At 45.7% G+C, this 17,212-nt stretch carries 12 protein-coding genes; 8 read left to right on the plus strand and 4 right to left on the minus strand.

The features are described 5' to 3' along the window. Nucleotides 1–37: 37 nt before the first annotated feature. Entirely contained in the window at nt 38–1,666 is a 1,629-nt protein-coding gene (gene pckA / locus AACV20_RS01665) for a phosphoenolpyruvate carboxykinase (ATP) (RefSeq protein ID WP_013855443.1), read from the plus strand. Nucleotides 1,667–1,773: 107 nt separating this feature from the next. After that, entirely contained in the window at nt 1,774–3,708 is a 1,935-nt protein-coding gene (locus tag AACV20_RS01670) for an AsmA family protein (protein WP_170907843.1), read from the plus strand. On the opposite strand, the gene AACV20_RS01675 is transcribed toward AACV20_RS01670, so the two are convergent. The 4 genes from AACV20_RS01675 to typA all read right to left on the minus strand — a co-directional run bounded on the left by AACV20_RS01675 (nt 3,669) and on the right by typA (nt 7,951). Continuing rightward, nucleotides 3,669–4,601 carry a bifunctional GNAT family N-acetyltransferase/hotdog fold thioesterase gene (locus AACV20_RS01675; protein ID WP_017048711.1) on the minus strand — a complete coding sequence of 311 codons (933 nt, stop codon included), beginning with the start codon at nt 4,599–4,601 and terminating at the stop codon, nt 3,669–3,671. The two genes, AACV20_RS01670 and AACV20_RS01675, sit on opposite strands and share 40 nt — an antisense overlap. Nucleotides 4,602–4,673: 72 nt before the next feature. Continuing rightward, a complete protein-coding gene (gene dtd / locus AACV20_RS01680; RefSeq protein WP_013855445.1) occupies nt 4,674–5,108 on the minus strand; it encodes a D-aminoacyl-tRNA deacylase in 435 nt (144 codons plus the stop codon). Then, nucleotides 5,080–5,994, minus strand: coding sequence for a virulence factor BrkB family protein (locus tag AACV20_RS01685; protein ID WP_170907844.1), 915 nt, complete (start codon nt 5,992–5,994; stop codon nt 5,080–5,082). Before AACV20_RS01685 ends, dtd begins: the two co-directional genes overlap by 29 nt. 133 nt (nt 5,995–6,127) lie before the next feature. After that, the gene (gene typA / locus AACV20_RS01690) at nt 6,128–7,951 is read right to left on the minus strand and encodes a translational GTPase TypA (protein ID WP_010319743.1); all 1,824 of its coding nucleotides are present in this window, start codon (nt 7,949–7,951) and stop codon (nt 6,128–6,130) included. A 500-nt stretch (nt 7,952–8,451) separates the two neighbouring features. Here typA and glnA point away from each other — a divergent pair, with 500 nt between their 5' ends. The 6 genes from glnA (at nt 8,452) to add (ending at nt 16,966) form a co-directional block, all read left to right on the plus strand. Beyond that, the gene (gene glnA / locus AACV20_RS01695; protein WP_017048710.1) at nt 8,452–9,861 is read left to right on the plus strand and encodes a glutamate--ammonia ligase; all 1,410 of its coding nucleotides are present in this window, start codon (nt 8,452–8,454) and stop codon (nt 9,859–9,861) included. Between the two features lie 172 nt (nt 9,862–10,033). After that, complete coding sequence (locus AACV20_RS01700) at nt 10,034–10,591, plus strand: DUF4124 domain-containing protein (RefSeq protein WP_212752643.1); 558 nt, start codon at nt 10,034–10,036, stop codon at nt 10,589–10,591. 134 nt (nt 10,592–10,725) lie between these two features. Further along, nucleotides 10,726–11,772 (plus strand): nitrogen regulation protein NR(II), encoded by a 1,047-nt coding sequence (glnL, locus tag AACV20_RS01705; RefSeq protein ID WP_170907846.1) that lies wholly within the window; start codon nt 10,726–10,728, stop codon nt 11,770–11,772. Nucleotides 11,773–11,811: 39 nt separating this feature from the next. Then, entirely contained in the window at nt 11,812–13,215 is a 1,404-nt protein-coding gene (glnG, locus tag AACV20_RS01710; RefSeq protein ID WP_017045684.1) for a nitrogen regulation protein NR(I), read from the plus strand. Between the two features lie 105 nt (nt 13,216–13,320). After that, nucleotides 13,321–15,870, plus strand: a complete 2,550-nt coding sequence (locus tag AACV20_RS01715; RefSeq protein ID WP_442712884.1) for an EAL domain-containing protein — start codon at nt 13,321–13,323, stop codon at nt 15,868–15,870. A 91-nt stretch (nt 15,871–15,961) separates the two neighbouring features. Beyond that, nucleotides 15,962–16,966, plus strand: coding sequence for an adenosine deaminase (gene add / locus AACV20_RS01720; protein ID WP_170907848.1), 1,005 nt, complete (start codon nt 15,962–15,964; stop codon nt 16,964–16,966). Nucleotides 16,967–17,212 lie beyond the last annotated feature (246 nt).

Consider the following 17,212-nt stretch of genomic DNA (forward strand, 5'->3'; position numbering starts at 1 on the left):
TACAAAATCCCTACAAAATCTCTTACAAGGAGCACCTATGACCGTTATGGAACATACAAAGGCTGCACAACTAGACCTGACCAAATACGGAATAACCAACGTAGTCGAAGTGGTTCGCAACCCAAGCTATGAACTGTTATTTGCCGAGGAAACTCGCCCAGACCTTGAAGGCTACGAAAAAGGCGTCGTCACTGAACTTGGCGCTGTTGCCGTTGATACTGGCATTTTTACAGGCCGCTCACCAAAAGATAAATTCATTGTCAAAGATGACACCACACGCGATACCCTATGGTGGACATCTGAACAAGCGAAAAACGATAACAAGCCGATTAACCAAGAAGTATGGAATGATCTAAAAGCACTAGTGGGTCGTCAACTATCCGCTAAACGTCTATTCGTTCTTGACGGTTACTGTGGTGCCAACGCAGATACGCGCCTTTGCGTGCGCTTCATTACTGAAGTGGCGTGGCAAGCGCACTTCGTCAAAAACATGTTCATTCGCCCAACAGAAGAAGAGCTAGCTAACTTCGAACCTGATTTTGTGGTCATGAATGGTGCCAAATGCACCAATGACAAATGGCAAGAGCAAGGCCTGAACTCAGAAAACTTCACTGTGTTTAACTTAACGGAAAAAATGCAGTTGATCGGCGGTACTTGGTACGGCGGTGAAATGAAGAAAGGGATGTTCGCAATGATGAACTACTTCCTTCCACTGCAAGGTATTGCTTCAATGCACTGTTCAGCCAACATGGCTAAAGATGGCGATGTGGCTATTTTCTTTGGCCTATCTGGCACAGGAAAAACCACACTCTCTACCGATCCAAAACGCGCGTTAATCGGCGATGACGAGCACGGCTGGGATGATGATGGCGTGTTTAACTTTGAAGGAGGTTGCTACGCGAAAACCATCAAGCTCTCCAAAGAAGCCGAGCCTGACATCTACAACGCGATCCGCCGTGATGCGCTACTGGAAAACGTCACAGTACGTAGCGATGGTTCGATTGACTTTGATGATGGTTCTAAAACCGAGAATACTCGTGTTTCTTATCCTATCTACCACATCGAAAACATCGTTAAGCCTGTATCGAAAGGTGGTCACGCCAATAAAGTGATCTTCCTATCTGCGGATGCATTTGGTGTGCTTCCACCAGTCTCTAAATTGACTCCAGAACAAACCAAGTATCACTTCTTGTCTGGCTTTACGGCAAAACTAGCGGGTACTGAACGTGGCATCACCGAACCAACACCAACCTTCTCAGCCTGTTTTGGCGCAGCGTTTTTAACGCTCCACCCAACACAATATGCCGAAGTGCTGGTAAAACGTATGGAAGCAGCTGGTGCTGAAGCTTATCTAGTCAACACTGGTTGGAACGGCAGCGGTAAACGCATCTCGATTCAAGATACCCGCGCCATCATTGACGCTATCTTAGATGGTTCGATTGAGAAGGCAGCAACCAAGCATATTCCAATCTTCAATCTTGAAGTACCAACCTCACTACCTGGTGTGAACCCAACCATTCTCGACCCACGCGATACTTACGTGGATCCTCTACAATGGACAAGCAAAGCTGAAGATCTCGCCTCGCGCTTTATCAATAACTTTGCCAAGTATACTGATAACGCAGAAGGTAAAGCATTAGTGGCCGCAGGCCCACAACTCGACTAAAACTGATAAGTCAGTAGCAAGCCCCTTTGATAAGGGGCTTTTTTTGTTGCTGCGTGAGGTAATTTGTTTCACTCTGTCGCAGGTAACGATTTACGAGTAAGGACACCATGAACAAGGCTTTGGCATTGCTGATTGCGATCATCGCGCTATTTCTCACTTTCATGCTGGGTATGTTTGCACTGCTACATACCTCTTATGCTACTCCCGTTGCTCAAACTCTCGTTGAACGGCTTTCGAAAGGAAACGTGACGTTTCAATCTCTTCAATACCAGTATCCTTTGCATTTTCAGTTCAACCAATTAACACTGCGGCAAAATAAGCAGCATATCCCGATAGAGCAAGCCGATATTTGGCTCAGCCCACAGCTCATTCGCGACCAAAAAATCGCCGTTGATAGCGTGCTACTTAGTGGTATCAGTCTACAAAATGGCCTTCCTACCGATTTGCGATCATGGCCCATTTCGGTGAGCCAAATCGCGCTCAATCACGCCGACATCGCCCAACAAGGTTGGCTAGCGCGTGGTGTTAACCTACAGATTAAAAATCCACATTGGCCGGATGCTCCAACAGCTCTGCCTTTCGGCGAGATACAACTCTCAGCTGAACAATTTTATTGGCAAGGAGAAGCGCTGAATAACCTACTGCTCGATATGGATTACAAACCTGCCAACAGCACCGTCTATGGGCTCTCGTTGTCATGGCGCGGCGCGGCTATTTCAGGTCAAGCCGAGCAGTATCCTCAAGGTTGGTCGCTGATCAATGTGACACTGGAAAAACTCAATCTTAGCCGAGATATGAGTCATTCCTTACGCCAATCGGATTGGTTTCAGCTCTTTGACAAAATAGACCATATCAATAGCTTAGATATTTTAAACAGTCAGATCGAGCTTGCGGATATCAGCTTGCGTAACGTCGATATTTCGCTGGAGAACATTTATCCACACAGCAATATTTGGCAGCAGCAACAAGGTAAATTATCGCTGCGAGCCGACGATGCAACTTGGCTAGGTCAGCAGTGGGTGGAGCCGACCTTTAGCCTGCGCACCGAGCCGGGTAAACTGATTATTGAGGATTTTAGTAGTGAATTTAAGCAAGGTGATATTCAATGGGCGGGTGTTATCACCCCAACCTCAGCATCGCTGCAACAACTCACTATTCGCGGTGTAAAATGGGTGAGCGAAAGCAAAGATGATTTTACGTCGCTGAGCCAGCATTGCCCGTGGGTTGATAACCTCACCATCGAGCAACTCACCATCGCCAATAGCCAACTCATTCAATTGTTTGCGCCACCTTATTGGCAATTGTCTGGTGTCCATGCCAAAGGAAAGCAACTAACTCTCGTAAAAGAGAAACGCTTGGGATTGTGGCAAGGCACGCTCAATATCAGCGCAAACAGCGCCAGCTACGATTCACTATTGAGCACGCAAAGCGTCGTTGAGATGCGCAGCGAGCAAGGCCAATGGTACCTAGATCGTTTATTCATGCCGTTAGAAAACGGCTATATCGATGCCACTGCGCGTTGGAATTTCCAAACGTTAAGTCAGCCTTGGCAAACCAACATTCATGCCGATGGGCTACCGCTAGCGGTGCTCAATAAAGTCACCCAGCTTCCCTTTACCATAGAGGGTCTCAGTGAATTGGAAGCGCAGGTCAACGGCCTCGCCGGAGACTACGCCACCTTCGCCCACTCCCTCACAGGTGAAGCAACGCTCAATATTCGACAAGGCATATTAACGCTAAGCGATCCTGAGCAAAACCTCAGCCATGAGCCGTTTACGCTCGAAGGTTTAGTCATTCACTCAGACAGAGGGCGGATGATGATTAATACAACGCCGCTGGTTGGAAAGACGCTCAAGGCAAACCTTGATGGTCACGTGGATTTGGTCAAGTTGGAGAAAGGACAACTTAACCTTAACCTCCAACAGATGTGCCGTGAGATGCACTTCGAACTGCTCCACAACACACAGCACACCATCTATTCGTGTGATCCAGAAACCGACACTTACTCAGCCAATGATGCGGCGGCTAACAATGCCTTGTAATTGGGGATCAACATATAGGTTCCCGTAAATTCAACGGCTGGTTTACCGCCACTGGTGATAGTGACATTGACGACGATACGCGCTTTACGTCCACTGGCTAAACGATCTAAATCGCCACTAATGCCATCCAATGAAGTGAAGGCTAAAGGGTTATGCACCACAGGGTGACGATAGCGGATGCGGCTATCAACCAAAACAATATCGCCATTCAGACTTCGCTCACGCATCAGCAGCCATGCCATTCCCCATCCGGTCAAGGTGGCAAGGGTAAATGCCGAGCCTGCAAATAAGGTGTTGTGTGGGTTCAAATTCGGATTGAGCTGAGCGCTGCACTCAAATTGGTAGCCCGTATATTGAGTCACCTTAATGCCCATTTTTTCGCTGATAGGAATGTGCGTGGCCCAGCGTTCTTGCAGTTCAGTACACCATTCAGGTTTGCGAATCACATTGGCCATGGGATCGAGCGGTTTGACCATTTGTTGATGTCGAACCGGACCGCGTTCATCATTGAGCGAGCCCCGGCGTTCAAAGCCGTTCTTTTCATAAAATGCAATCGCATCTTCACGGGCGCTACAGACTAGGCGCTTTGCACCTTCTTGACGAGCCAGCGACTCTAGCGCCACCAGCACCAAAGAGCCCATACCTTTATTGCGACGGCTACTTTTAACCGCCATATAGCGAATTTGCCCTTCGCAATCTGGCGTAATGTACAAGCGACCAATAGCAATCGGTCGGTTACGACCATCGACAATCATCCTGTGGTGGCTCATGCCATCATACTCATCGCGCTCCGAGCCGATCGGTAGATGCCATGGCTCACGCAGCATTTGCCAGCGAAAATGGTAGTATTTATTCAGTTGGTTGTCGGTACTTGGCGTAATCAGTTTAAACATTTGGTTATCCCTAAATCACAGCCTCTCATACTCCGCATGATCCCAACGAAGGAGGCTCTATCCATTTCTTTATTAAACCTGAAGCCAGAATGTCACTGGGCCATCATTAATCAGCGAGACTTTCATATCTTGTGCAAAGCGGCCACGCTGAGTTGGCAAAATGTGCTCACACAAATCCGAAAAGTAATCATACAGACGCTCAGCATCAGCAGGGTGTGCACCTTTTGAAAATCCGGCACGCGTCCCTTTTTTGGTATCGGCTGGCAATGTAAATTGAGACACCACTAAAACCTGACCGTTCACTTGTTGCACGTTCAAGTTCATTTTTCCCTCTTCATCTTCAAACACGCGGTACTGAGTCACACGTTCGACTAGACGTTTGGCCTTTGCCTCATCGTCATCTCTTTCGACCCCAAGTAGCACCAGTAAGCCTTGATTGATTTCGCCAACCACTTCCCCATCAACACGTACCGCCGCTTCACTCACTCTCTGGATCAACGCTATCACTCTGATTTCCCTTTATCATTTGCTCGGAGATAGGCAATGAGTTTAGCATTTCTTGCTCATTGCTCCAGTGCTCTTTTTCACCCAAAGTCGCCGTCACCTCCGCCCCAACGAGCACAATCATCCAGCATAAGTAGACCCACACAAACAGAATAGGGATCGCCGCCAGTGCGCCGTAAATCAGTTGATAGGAGGGAAACTGAGTAATATAAGCAGCAAACCCTTTTTTACTGAACTCAAATAAAATAGCCGCCACCATTGCCCCGACCAAGGCGTGTGAAAGATGCACTTTTTTATTCGGCACCAGCAGGTACAAACCGACAAAAGCAGAGAATGACAAAATAAAAGGTAGCCAGCGCAGCAACAAATTATAAGCACCAGAGAGTGCTTCGCTGTCAATAATCTTGAGTGAGGTAATATACGAGGTTGCCGCAATACTCGCGCCGACTAAAATTGGCCCGAGCGTAAGAACCATCCAATACATTGAAAAAGAGAGCACCATGCGCCGTTTATCTTTAACTCGCCAAATGTAGTTCAAATTCTTGTCAATATTAGAAATCAGCATTAAAGCTGCAACGAATAAAAATACCCCGCCCACGGCCGTCATCTTACCTGTATTCGCGATAAATTCGAGCAACGCCTCTCGCACTACATCGCCTGCGGCAGGCACAAAATGGGTGATCACAAAATCTTGAATAACCATACCGACATTGGCAAAAATAGAAAATGAGGAGAGAATTGATAACAGCACGGTAAGCATAGGTACGATCGACAACAACGTGATATAAGCCAAATAGCCCGCATTAACATTGACGCGGTCATGACCCATCCGGCTGAGTAAATAACGCGTAAACAGTAAACATTGTTTGCCAAGCTTTTTGATTTTCAAATGCCTTCTCCCTGCTTATTTTTATCATCAATCACCATTCTATACCTAAAACTGACTATATTGCAGATAAGCAAAAGGCGAGAAGTACACTCCTCGCCCTTAGATTAACTCGTTAACTTATACCATGACGGTATTAGCCACGGCTTGCACGTTTACGATCATTTTCAGTCAAATGACGTTTACGGATACGAATGCTCTGTGGGGTCACTTCCACTAGTTCATCGTCGTCAATAAACTCAAGTGCTTGCTCAAGTGTAAACTTGATTGCAGGTGACAATACTTGCGCTTCATCAGTACCAGAAGCACGAACGTTTGTCAGCTGCTTGCCTTTCAAGCAGTTCACTGTTAGGTCGTTAGAACGGTTGTGGATACCGATCACTTGGCCTTCGTACACTTCATCTGCGTGCTCAGTAAATAGGCGACCGCGCTCTTGTAGGTTGAACAGAGCGTAAGTCAACGCTTTACCTGTCGCGTTAGAGATCAACACGCCGTTGTTACGTTGACCAATGTTACCGCCTTTGTGTAGGCCGTAATGATCAAACGTATGGTAAAGCAAACCTGAACCTGAGGTTAAGGTCATGAATTCTGTTTGGAAACCAATCAAACCGCGAGAAGGCATCATGAAATCAAGACGCACACGGCCTTTGCCGTCTGGAGTCATGTTCGTCAGCTCACCTTTACGTAGGCCGATCTTCTCCATCACGCCGCCTTGGCTCTCTTCCATCACATCGATCGTTACGGTTTCGAACGGTTCCATTTTCTGGCCGTCTTCTTCCTTCAAAATAACTTCAGGACGAGAAACCGCAAGTTCAAAGCCTTCACGACGCATGTTCTCAATCAGGATTGATAGGTGAAGTTCACCACGACCTGAAACGCGGAAGCGATCTGGGTTGTCGGTTTCTTCAACACGCAATGCTACGTTATGAACAAGCTCTTTTTGCAGACGCTCAAGGATATTACGTGAAGTCACGTATTTACCTTCTTTACCTGCAAACGGTGAGGTATTGACTTGGAAAGTCATGGTCACTGTCGGTTCATCAACGGATAGCGGCACCATGGCTTCAACACAGTTTTGGTCACAAATGGTGTCTGAAATTTTCAGTTCACCTAAACCTGTTACCGCAATGATGTCGCCAGCGTTAGCTTGTTCAACTTCGTTACGCTCAAGGCCAAGATAACCCAGAACTGTACCAACTTTACCGTTACGTTTCTTACCATCAGCGCCGACAACTGTTACTTGTTGGTTCGCTTTTACGCTACCACGAGTCACACGACAAACACCGATAACACCAACGTAAGAGCTGTAATCAAGTTGAGAAACTTGCATTTGTAGTGGGCCATCAAGGTCAACTTGTGGTGACTCTACATTGTCAACGATCGCTTGGAACAAAGGTTCCATGTTTTCGCCAACTTCACCTTCGTTAAGTGTCGCCCAACCGTTCAGTGCAGAGGCATAAACCACTTTAAAGTCGAGCTGCTCATCCGTTGCACCAAGGTTGTCGAACAGATCGAACACTTGATCCATAACCCAATCAGGGCGAGCGCCAGGACGGTCAATTTTGTTAATAACAACGATTGGTTTCAAACCGTGAGCAAAGGCTTTTTGTGTTACGAAGCGAGTTTGTGGCATTGGGCCATCAACCGCATCAACAATCAGCAAAACAGAGTCAACCATTGACATGATACGCTCAACTTCACCACCGAAGTCGGCGTGTCCTGGAGTATCTACGATGTTGATACGGAAATCATTCCAGTTAATGGCTGTATTTTTTGCAAGGATAGTGATACCGCGCTCTTTCTCGATATCGTTCGAGTCCATGACCCGCTCTTCCGTATTACCGCGAGACTCTAACGTACCTGACTGTTGCAGCAGTTTATCAACCAACGTTGTTTTACCGTGGTCAACGTGTGCGATGATCGCGATATTTCTTAATTTATCAATCTGTGGAGTAGCCATGGATTTTGCTTCACTTATTAAGGGAGTAACTCGCTTCGGCATGAGGCCGCAACGAGCATAGAACTTGATTAAAAAAACGGTCAATAATGTACCAGATTTTGGCGAAAAACCTAGAAATATGTGATCTATCGCGCTGATTTTCGCTCACCACAAGCTTAGTCCGCTACTTGCTTTAAAACAAATTGCATCAAAATGGACTAAATCAGCATTGACAAGCCTAGTAAACCTAGGCTGAATAGTGTGCGCTTTGGTAGTTAATGGTGCAACATAAAACTCAAGGCACCAAAATAGTGCAAATAAGGATCTTTTTGGTGCAGAGAAGCATTTTAATTCGACAAAGAACAATCAAAGCACTTGAAATTAAAGGATTAATTTAATTGGCACGAATTTAGCTTTATTAGAAACAGCATCGATTAATAAGTTTAGAATGAAATTAATCAATGCTAGTTTCAATTCGATTCGGGCCATTACCGCTTTAATAACACTGGAGGTTATCCAAGATGTCAGTAGAAAACGTTCTATCGCTGATCCAAGAAAACGAAGTTAAGTTTGTTGACCTGCGCTTTACCGACACGAAAGGCAAAGAGCAACATATCTCTATTCCTGCTCATCAAGTCGACGCAGACTTCTTCGAAGAAGGTAAGATGTTCGATGGTTCATCCGTTGCTGGCTGGAAAGGAATCAATGAGTCTGACATGGTGATGATGCCTGATGCATTAAGTGCAGTTCTTGACCCGTTCACAGAAGACGCAACACTTAACATTCGTTGTGACATTCTAGAGCCTGCAACCATGCAAGGCTACGATCGTGACCCACGCTCTATCGCAAAACGCGCAGAAGATTACATGCGTTCAACAGGGATCGCAGACACCGTTCTTGTCGGTCCAGAGCCAGAGTTCTTCCTTTTTGATGACGTGAAATACACCAACAATATGTCTGGTGCCTCATTCAAAATTGATGATATCGAAGCGGCTTGGAACACTGGCGCTGAAATTGAAGGTGGTAACAAAGGTCACCGCCCTGGTGTGAAAGGTGGTTATTTCCCTGTTGCACCGGTTGACTCATCACAAGACATCCGTTCAGCCATGTGTTTGATCATGGAAGAGATGGGCCTCGTCGTTGAAGCTCACCACCATGAAGTAGCGACCGCAGGTCAAAACGAAATCGCCACTCGCTTTAATACGCTAACTACTAAAGCCGATGAGATCCAAATCTACAAATACGTGGTGCACAACGTTGCGCACGCCTTTGGTAAAACAGCAACCTTCATGCCTAAGCCTCTTGTTGGCGACAACGGTTCAGGTATGCACGTTCACCAATCTCTTGCAAAAGATGGTGTAAACCTATTTGCTGGTGACAAGTACGGCGGTCTATCTGACTTAGCGCTTTACTACATTGGCGGTATCATCAAGCACGCGCGTGCCATCAACGCATTTGCTAACCCATCAACAAACTCGTACAAGCGCCTTGTCCCTGGGTTTGAAGCACCGGTAATGCTAGCTTACTCGGCTCGTAACCGTTCTGCGTCTATCCGTATTCCAGTAGTACCAAGCCCGAAAGCACGTCGTATCGAAGCTCGTTTCCCAGATCCAGCAGCAAACCCATACCTAGCGTTTGCCGCTCTTCTAATGGCTGGTCTTGATGGTATCAAGAACAAAATCCATCCAGGAGAAGCGATGGATAAAGATTTGTACGACCTACCAGCAGAAGAAGCCGCTGAGATTCCAAAAGTAGCCGAGTCACTTGAAGTGGCACTAAAAGCACTGGATGAAGATCGTGAATTCCTGACCGCTGGCGGCGTATTCTCTGATGATTTCATCAACTCATACATCACGCTAAAAGCAAAAGATGTAGAACGCGTCAACATGGCCGTTCACCCACTAGAATTTGAATTGTACTACTCGGTATAATTCTTAGCTTTGGTGCAAAATGTAACTTAGGTTACGGATTTATCAGGCTCGCCTCGCAGGTGAGCCTTTTTCATATTTGGGGTTAATTCCGGACGTCGTAACATTAGCGTTACAACAATAACGGCACTCGAAAGCCGATACCCTTAACGTGAAAACATCTCTATATAGGGGGATGACTGTGAATTTGATCCGAATTTTACTCCTAACACTCATCATGCTTTATTCCGCGATTTCAATTGCACAAAACGTCTATACGTGGGTGGATGCAAACGGCGTGTTGCATCTTAGCGATGTCCCACAAGATAAGGGAGCAAAGCAAATTTCGATTCCTGATTTTCAAGCCGATGCTCCTGAGCCAACCTTTGAAACCTCTCACCCCGTCACTGACCTCACCAAAAATCTGCCACAGGAAAAATCCGCAACCCATGTCAACAAAATAGAACCGCTGACCATTGCAATTCGCTCTCCGGCTGACGATGAAACCTTACGCAGCAATGCGGGCGTTATTTCAATCAACGCCGAACTCAATCGCAACTTAACCGTCAGTGAACAGTTGCAATTAGTCATGAATGACAAGGCCTATGGCGCTCCCACCACTCAACCTACTTGGACGCTGAAAAATCTAGATAGAGGAACGCATCGCTTTTTAATTCAAGTAGTTGTAAACGGCAAGATTATTGCATCGTCTAACCCTGTGACGGTGCATTTACATCGAGCCAGCATCAAGTGATGAACTCTTCGCCAATAAGCTCGATATAACAACAGGTTTCACTTTTTCTTCTGACACCGATGCGCCATACTTAGCCATGCAATGCACCAAAGTTGTGCATTGCATCATTTGGGAACACGGACAAGGATGAAAACGTGAATTGTGAGCTAAGCCAAACGATTTTAAATAATATCGTTACCGCCACCTTGATGCTCGATGAGTCTCTTTGTATCCGTTATGCCAATCCAGCGGCTGAACAACTCTTCTCCCAAAGTGCTAAGCGAATTATCAACCAACCACTGTCAAAACTCATCCAGCACGCTTCTCTTGATTTAGCGCTGCTTTCTCAGCCGTTGCAAAGTGGCCAAAGTATTACTGATAGCGATGTTACGTTTGTGGTCGATGGTAAGCCACTGATGCTGGAAGTGACCGTGAGCCCTATATCTTGGCAACGCGAGCTGATGCTTTTGGTCGAAATGCGCAAAATTGGTCAACAACGACGGTTAACACAAGAGCTCAATCAGCACGCCCAACAGCAAGCGGCAAAACTCTTAGTTCGCGGGCTGGCGCATGAAATTAAAAACCCATTGGGTGGGCTACGCGGAGCGGCGCAACTGCTAGAAAGAATGTTGCCGGACCACAGTCTCACTGAGTACACCCAAATTATTATTGAACAAGCCGATCGACTGCGTGCGCTCGTTGATCGTTTGCTCGGCCCACAAAAACCGGGCAAGAAGTGCTCTGAAAATCTCCATGTAATTTTGGAAAAAGTCCGCCAATTGGTTGAGCTAGAAGCCAGCACACACTTGGTGATTGAACGAGATTATGACCCCAGCTTGCCCGATATTTTGATAGATACCGATCAAATCGAGCAGGCATTACTGAATATCGTCAGCAATGCGGCACAGATTTTATCTCATGATCCGCATGGTAAAATCACACTTCGCACCAGAACAGTGCACCAAGCCAATATTCACGGACAGCGCCATAAGTTAGTGGCACGCATAGAAATCAGCGATAACGGCCCAGGTATTCCTACCGAATTACAAGACACTCTGTTTTACCCCATGGTCAGCGGCCGTGAAGGTGGAACGGGGCTGGGTCTTTCTATCTCACAAAACCTGATCGATCAGCACAATGGAAAAATCGATGTTGAAAGCTGGCCAGGTCGAACCACATTTACTATTTATTTACCCATTTGACCGATGTCAGATTGGGTTTGCTGCTAAGGAATAAACATTATGAGTAAAGGATACGTTTGGGTGGTGGACGATGATAGTTCGATCCGCTGGGTGATGGAAAAAACGCTCTCATCAGCCAACATAAAATGCGAAACGTTTTCCGATGCCGAAAGTGTGTTACTGGCGCTAGAAAGAGAAACGCCCGATGTGCTCGTTTCCGATATTCGCATGCCGGGCATGAATGGTATTGAGCTGCTAAACCAAGTTCATTCACGATCTCCTGAGTTGCCCGTCATCATCATGACTGCCCACTCAGATCTTGATGCCGCGGTGAATGCCTATCAAAAGGGTGCCTTTGAGTATCTGCCTAAACCTTTTGATGTCGATGAAACCCTCACCTTGGTTGAACGTGCCATTGCGCATAGTCAGGAGCAGCGCAAAGAACAATCCAATCAACAGACTGGCGTTGATAGTACACCGGAAATCATTGGAGAAGCCCCTTCAATGCAAGAGGTATTTCGGGCAATTGGCCGTTTATCACGTTCCTCAATTTCAGTCTTGATCAATGGTGAATCAGGAACCGGGAAGGAGTTAGTCGCTCACGCGCTTCATCGCCATAGCCCACGCGCCCAAAAACCGTTTATTGCCCTCAATATGGCCGCAATTCCAAAAGATCTCATCGAGTCAGAACTGTTTGGTCATGAGAAAGGAGCATTCACTGGTGCAAACAGTGTCCGCCAAGGGCGTTTTGAGCAGGCCAATGGTGGCACCCTGTTCTTAGATGAAATTGGCGATATGCCGCTCGACATTCAAACTCGGCTACTGCGTGTTTTAGCCGATGGTCAGTTTTACCGCGTAGGAGGGCATTCAGCAATCAAAGTGGATGTCCGCATTGTCGCCGCTACTCACCAAAACTTAGAAAAGCTCGTTCATCAAGGAAAGTTTCGTGACGACCTTTTTCACCGTCTCAATGTCATTCGTATTCATATCCCAGCACTGCGTGAGCGAAGCCAAGATATAGAAAAACTGACCAAGCACTTTCTCGCCTCTGCAGCAAAAGAATTAGGCGTAGAAATGAAAACGCTACATCCTAAGAGCATTGAAATTTTGAATCGTCTTGAATGGCCGGGAAACGTACGACAACTTGAAAATATGTGTCGCTGGTTAACTGTAATGGCCAGTGGCAGCGAGGTGCTACCCAGTGATCTTCCTTCCGAATTATTGTCGGAAAAGAAAAATAGTGACTTTGATAGTGCTATAAGTTGGCAACAACAACTCGCAAGTTGGGCTAAATCTTCATTAGCTTCAGGAGAAACAGAGCTGCTTTCTTATGCACTTCCTGAATTTGAACGTATACTTTTGGAAGCAGCACTTCATCACACCAATGGTCACAAACAAGATGCAGCTAAGGTGCTTGGGTGGGGGCGCAATACGTTGACAAGGAAGTTAAAAGAACTTTACTGATAATTTTTTAATGATCAGGTGCAGTGATTCACTTTCTGGCACAATGCAATCACCCACCACCTTGCGTGTTTTACCGATAATTTGTATGGATGCAGAAGACACGACATGTCATTTACGAATCAAATAACGTTGAAAACAGCCGTTGTTCTACCATTTGTTATGATTTTTCTCATAACGATTGGAGTAATTGTGGGTGTACAAAAATACAGTTATGAAGAGATGGTTGATGACATTAGCAGCAAACAGCTTTCATCATTAAATGCCAATGTAGAGCAGCGGCTGATCAGTTTTCTCGATGAACCTTTTCAAGCCAGCCTCGCTTTAAGCCACACGATCGGCTTTAGTCAGTTCTATTCTGCGGACGATGTCAGTAAAATAGAAGGATATCTGCTTGCCAGTTTTGAAACGCTTTATCGACCGCTAGAACAAATTGATGTGATCGGATTTGGTGGCGAACAGGCGGAGTACGTGGGCTTTCGCAAAGAGATTGGTGATAGTTTTACCTTGATGGTGAAAGATAATCGAACTCAGCAAAACTTGGTGATCTACTCAGGAAAAACCATCAATCAAGATATTCGCTCCACCATTGCCGATTATGATCCAAGAACTCGCCCCTGGTATACTCCAGTTGCACAAAGTTTAAGCCCAAGTTGGTCGCCAATCTACACTAATGTTGATGAACGCCAAGAGATCACGCTCTCTGCTTTAGCACCCGTTTTCTCTATGAACAAATTCATCGGTGTTTTGGTGACTGATGTGAAAATCGATACGTTCAATGCGTTTCTGGCCTCGCTGCAACAGAAAACTCATGCCAACGTGTATATTATTGATCCAGAAAAAAGATTGGTGGCTCACTCCAATACCAACACCGTTGTCTCTTGGGGGACCGAACTGTCGGCAAAAGGAGAGCGACTACTGGCTATCGAAAATGCCAACCCAGTGATCCAAGCCAGTGCACATTATATTGATAACCATGACAAAATGCTGTCAGCAACACTCAACAAATTCGAAACGGTAGTTGATGGCACCCGCTATTTTAATCATCTCACTCCCTTTAAAGATAAACATGGCATCGAATGGTTTATTGGCGTCTCGATTTCAGAAACCGATCTACTTGGTCGATTGCCAGAAAACCAACAAAACAGTTGGATTATTGGCAGCATTGTCAGCCTTATCGGCATCGGTATAGGGCTCATTGCCTTTAATCGAATCACCACTCCAATTACCGCTACCGCGGCTGCTGCTCAGCATCTAGCAAAAGGGGATTGGGAAAGTAACATGCCGAAAGCTGGTAATATTTATGAAACGAGTTTACTTGTTTATTCATTCAATGAAATGGCCAATAACCTAAAAGCCTCATTTAAGGCACTGCATTCCCAATTGATCTACGATTCCCTAACCAAGCTCTATAGCCGTGAAGGTTTAATTGATAACTTTAGCCAATCAAATCAAATTAATGGCAGCCTATTGCTTATCGGCATCGATAAATTCAGAGATATTAATGACAGCTTGGGGCATCAGCAAGGTGACTTACTATTACAAACTATTGCTGAAAAATTACGTACACTATTTGCAAGCACCTCATGTATTGCTCGTACAGGTGGTGATGAATTCGCTATTTACATCCCCTCTTTACAACAAAAGAATGAAGCCCAATCCGCGGCTAACAGCATATTACAAATGTTTGCTGTCCCATTCTCAATGCATAATGAAAAAGTGGTCGTCAATGCCTCCATTGGCATCGTACTCCCTAATGACACACTCCATACTATGGCGCTATGGTTACGTAATGGTAGCATCGCACTCAGCCACGCCAAGCAAGAGCGCTCAAGGATCTGCTATTACTCTCCAGAGATGGACGATGTTTCTCGTAAACGTACGCAAATGCTCACTCAAATTAAGCTTGCCATCGAGAACAAAGAATATATTCCGCATTATCAACCAATTGTAAACTTATCAACGGGAGATATCATCGGAGCTGAAGCCTTGGCACGCTGGGTGACACCAAGCGGTGATATCATTCCCCCCTTGGAATTCATTCCTATCGCTGAAGAAAGCGGCTTCATTGGCCTGATTGGTGAGCAAATCTTGTATCAAGCGTGTTTTGACACGATGCAAGGCATCAAGATGGGTAAATGGGGATCGACGTTTAAAATGCACGTCAACCTCTCAGTGAACCAGCTATCTCAACCTCAGTTTGTTCATGAACTCAAAGCGACTTTGGAAAGAACGGGGCTTGAACCCAATAACCTCGCTTTAGAGATCACAGAATCAAGAATTGTTGATAACGACCCAGTTATTTTAGCAAACATGAACAAACTCAAAGAGCTGGGCATCCATATCGCGATAGATGATTTTGGTACCGGATACAGCTCCCTTTCTTATTTACATCAACTTCCATTCGATTGTCTAAAAATAGACAGGGCGTTTGTATCGCAGCTCGAACAGACAAATCTCAGTAGCTCAGTCGTTGCGGCAATCATCAACATGACTCGTGGGTTTAATGTCGAAATTGTGGCAGAAGGTATTGAAACCAAAGAGCAAGTCCATCTCCTAACCATGCTTAACTGCACTCAGGGACAAGGCTTTCTGTTTAGTAAAGCCATCCCTTTTAACGAATGGTCAACAGATATGGTAAACATAAAAGCCAAATAAACAGAATTGGGTGATTTAATACTCTTTGCTAGCTGACACTGGCCACATTGATTTTTATACTTGATGCCATACACACTTTCGGAAAAACATAATGATAACTAAAAACCTACCGCTTACTGATTTGCATCGCCATCTTGACGGCAACATTCGAACCAAAACTATCTTAGAACTAGGGCAACGATTTGGTGTAGCGCTGCCAGCTGGCAACATAGAAGAGCTCACACCTCATGTACAAATCGTCGAAGCAGAACCATCATTGGTCGCCTTTCTATCAAAACTTGATTGGGGAGTTGCCGTATTGGGTGATCTCGATGCTTGCCGAAGAGTCGCCTACGAAAATGTCGAAGATGCCTTAAATGCTCAAATTGATTATGCCGAGCTGAGGTTCTCTCCTTACTATATGGCTATGAAACATCAACTGCCTATCGCTGGCGTTGTTGAGGCTGTAGTTGATGGGGTACAAGCGGGCGTTCGAGACTTCGGTATTCAGGCTAACCTAATAGGAATTATGAGCCGCACTTTTGGCACCGATGCTTGTCAGCAGGAGCTAGACGCTATTTTGACTCAAAAGCAGCACATTGTTGCAGTCGACTTAGCGGGCGATGAACTTGGTCAGCCGGGCGAGCGATTTATTTCTCACTTTAAACAAGTACGAGATGCAGGACTAAGAGTTACAGTACATGCTGGAGAGGCGGCGGGGTCAGAAAGTATGTGGCAGGCAATTAAAGAGCTAGGTGCAGAACGCATTGGACACGGAGTAAAAGCCGTCCATGACCCTAAGCTAATGGATTATCTTGCCAAACACCGTATTGGCATTGAGTCTTGCCTAACGTCAAACTTCCAAACGAGCACAGTAAACTCTCTTGCTTATCATCCTATAAAACAGTTTTTAGAGCACGGGATACTTGCTTGTTTAAATACTGATGACCCAGCGGTTGAAGGTATTGAACTTCCATATGAATATGAAGTTGCAGCACCTCAAGCGGGTCTTTCTCAAGAGCAGATCAGACAAGCGCAAATTAACGGATTAGAATTAGCCTTTCTTTCAGACTCAGATAAAAAAGCACTGTCAGCTAAAGCCGCTTTGCGTAGCTAAATCTCCTGAACCATGTCTCTCTAGCCGATGTTTAATACATCGGTTTTTTTATACCTAAGACATAGAGACCGAAAAGAATAAGAATAGATTGAACAAAGTGTAGCTACCACACGACTGTCCTGAGAGTGATAAAAAATAAAATGCTATTTTGCTAAAACGAAAAAGCCCAGCTATTACTAGCAGGGCTTCTTAATAAGTGGCGGAGCGGACGGGACTCGAACCCGCGACCCCCGGCGTGACAGGCCG

The organism is Vibrio sp. B4-6 (assembly GCF_963888245.1).
Taxonomy (GTDB): domain Bacteria; phylum Pseudomonadota; class Gammaproteobacteria; order Enterobacterales; family Vibrionaceae; genus Vibrio; species Vibrio anguillarum.

Coding starts and splice junctions, on each gene's coding strand:
- pckA (WP_013855443.1), top strand. CDS start 38: ATGACCGTTATGGAACATACAAAGGCTGCACAACTAGACCTGACCAAA.
- AACV20_RS01670 (WP_170907843.1), top strand. CDS start 1,774: ATGAACAAGGCTTTGGCATTGCTGATTGCGATCATCGCGCTATTTCTC.
- AACV20_RS01675 (WP_017048711.1), bottom strand. CDS start 4,601: ATGTTTAAACTGATTACGCCAAGTACCGACAACCAACTGAATAAATAC.
- typA (WP_010319743.1), bottom strand. CDS start 7,951: ATGGCTACTCCACAGATTGATAAATTAAGAAATATCGCGATCATCGCA.
- glnA (WP_017048710.1), top strand. CDS start 8,452: ATGTCAGTAGAAAACGTTCTATCGCTGATCCAAGAAAACGAAGTTAAG.
- AACV20_RS01700 (WP_212752643.1), top strand. CDS start 10,034: ATGACTGTGAATTTGATCCGAATTTTACTCCTAACACTCATCATGCTT.
- glnG (WP_017045684.1), top strand. CDS start 11,812: ATGAGTAAAGGATACGTTTGGGTGGTGGACGATGATAGTTCGATCCGC.
- AACV20_RS01715 (WP_442712884.1), top strand. CDS start 13,321: ATGTCATTTACGAATCAAATAACGTTGAAAACAGCCGTTGTTCTACCA.
- add (WP_170907848.1), top strand. CDS start 15,962: ATGATAACTAAAAACCTACCGCTTACTGATTTGCATCGCCATCTTGAC.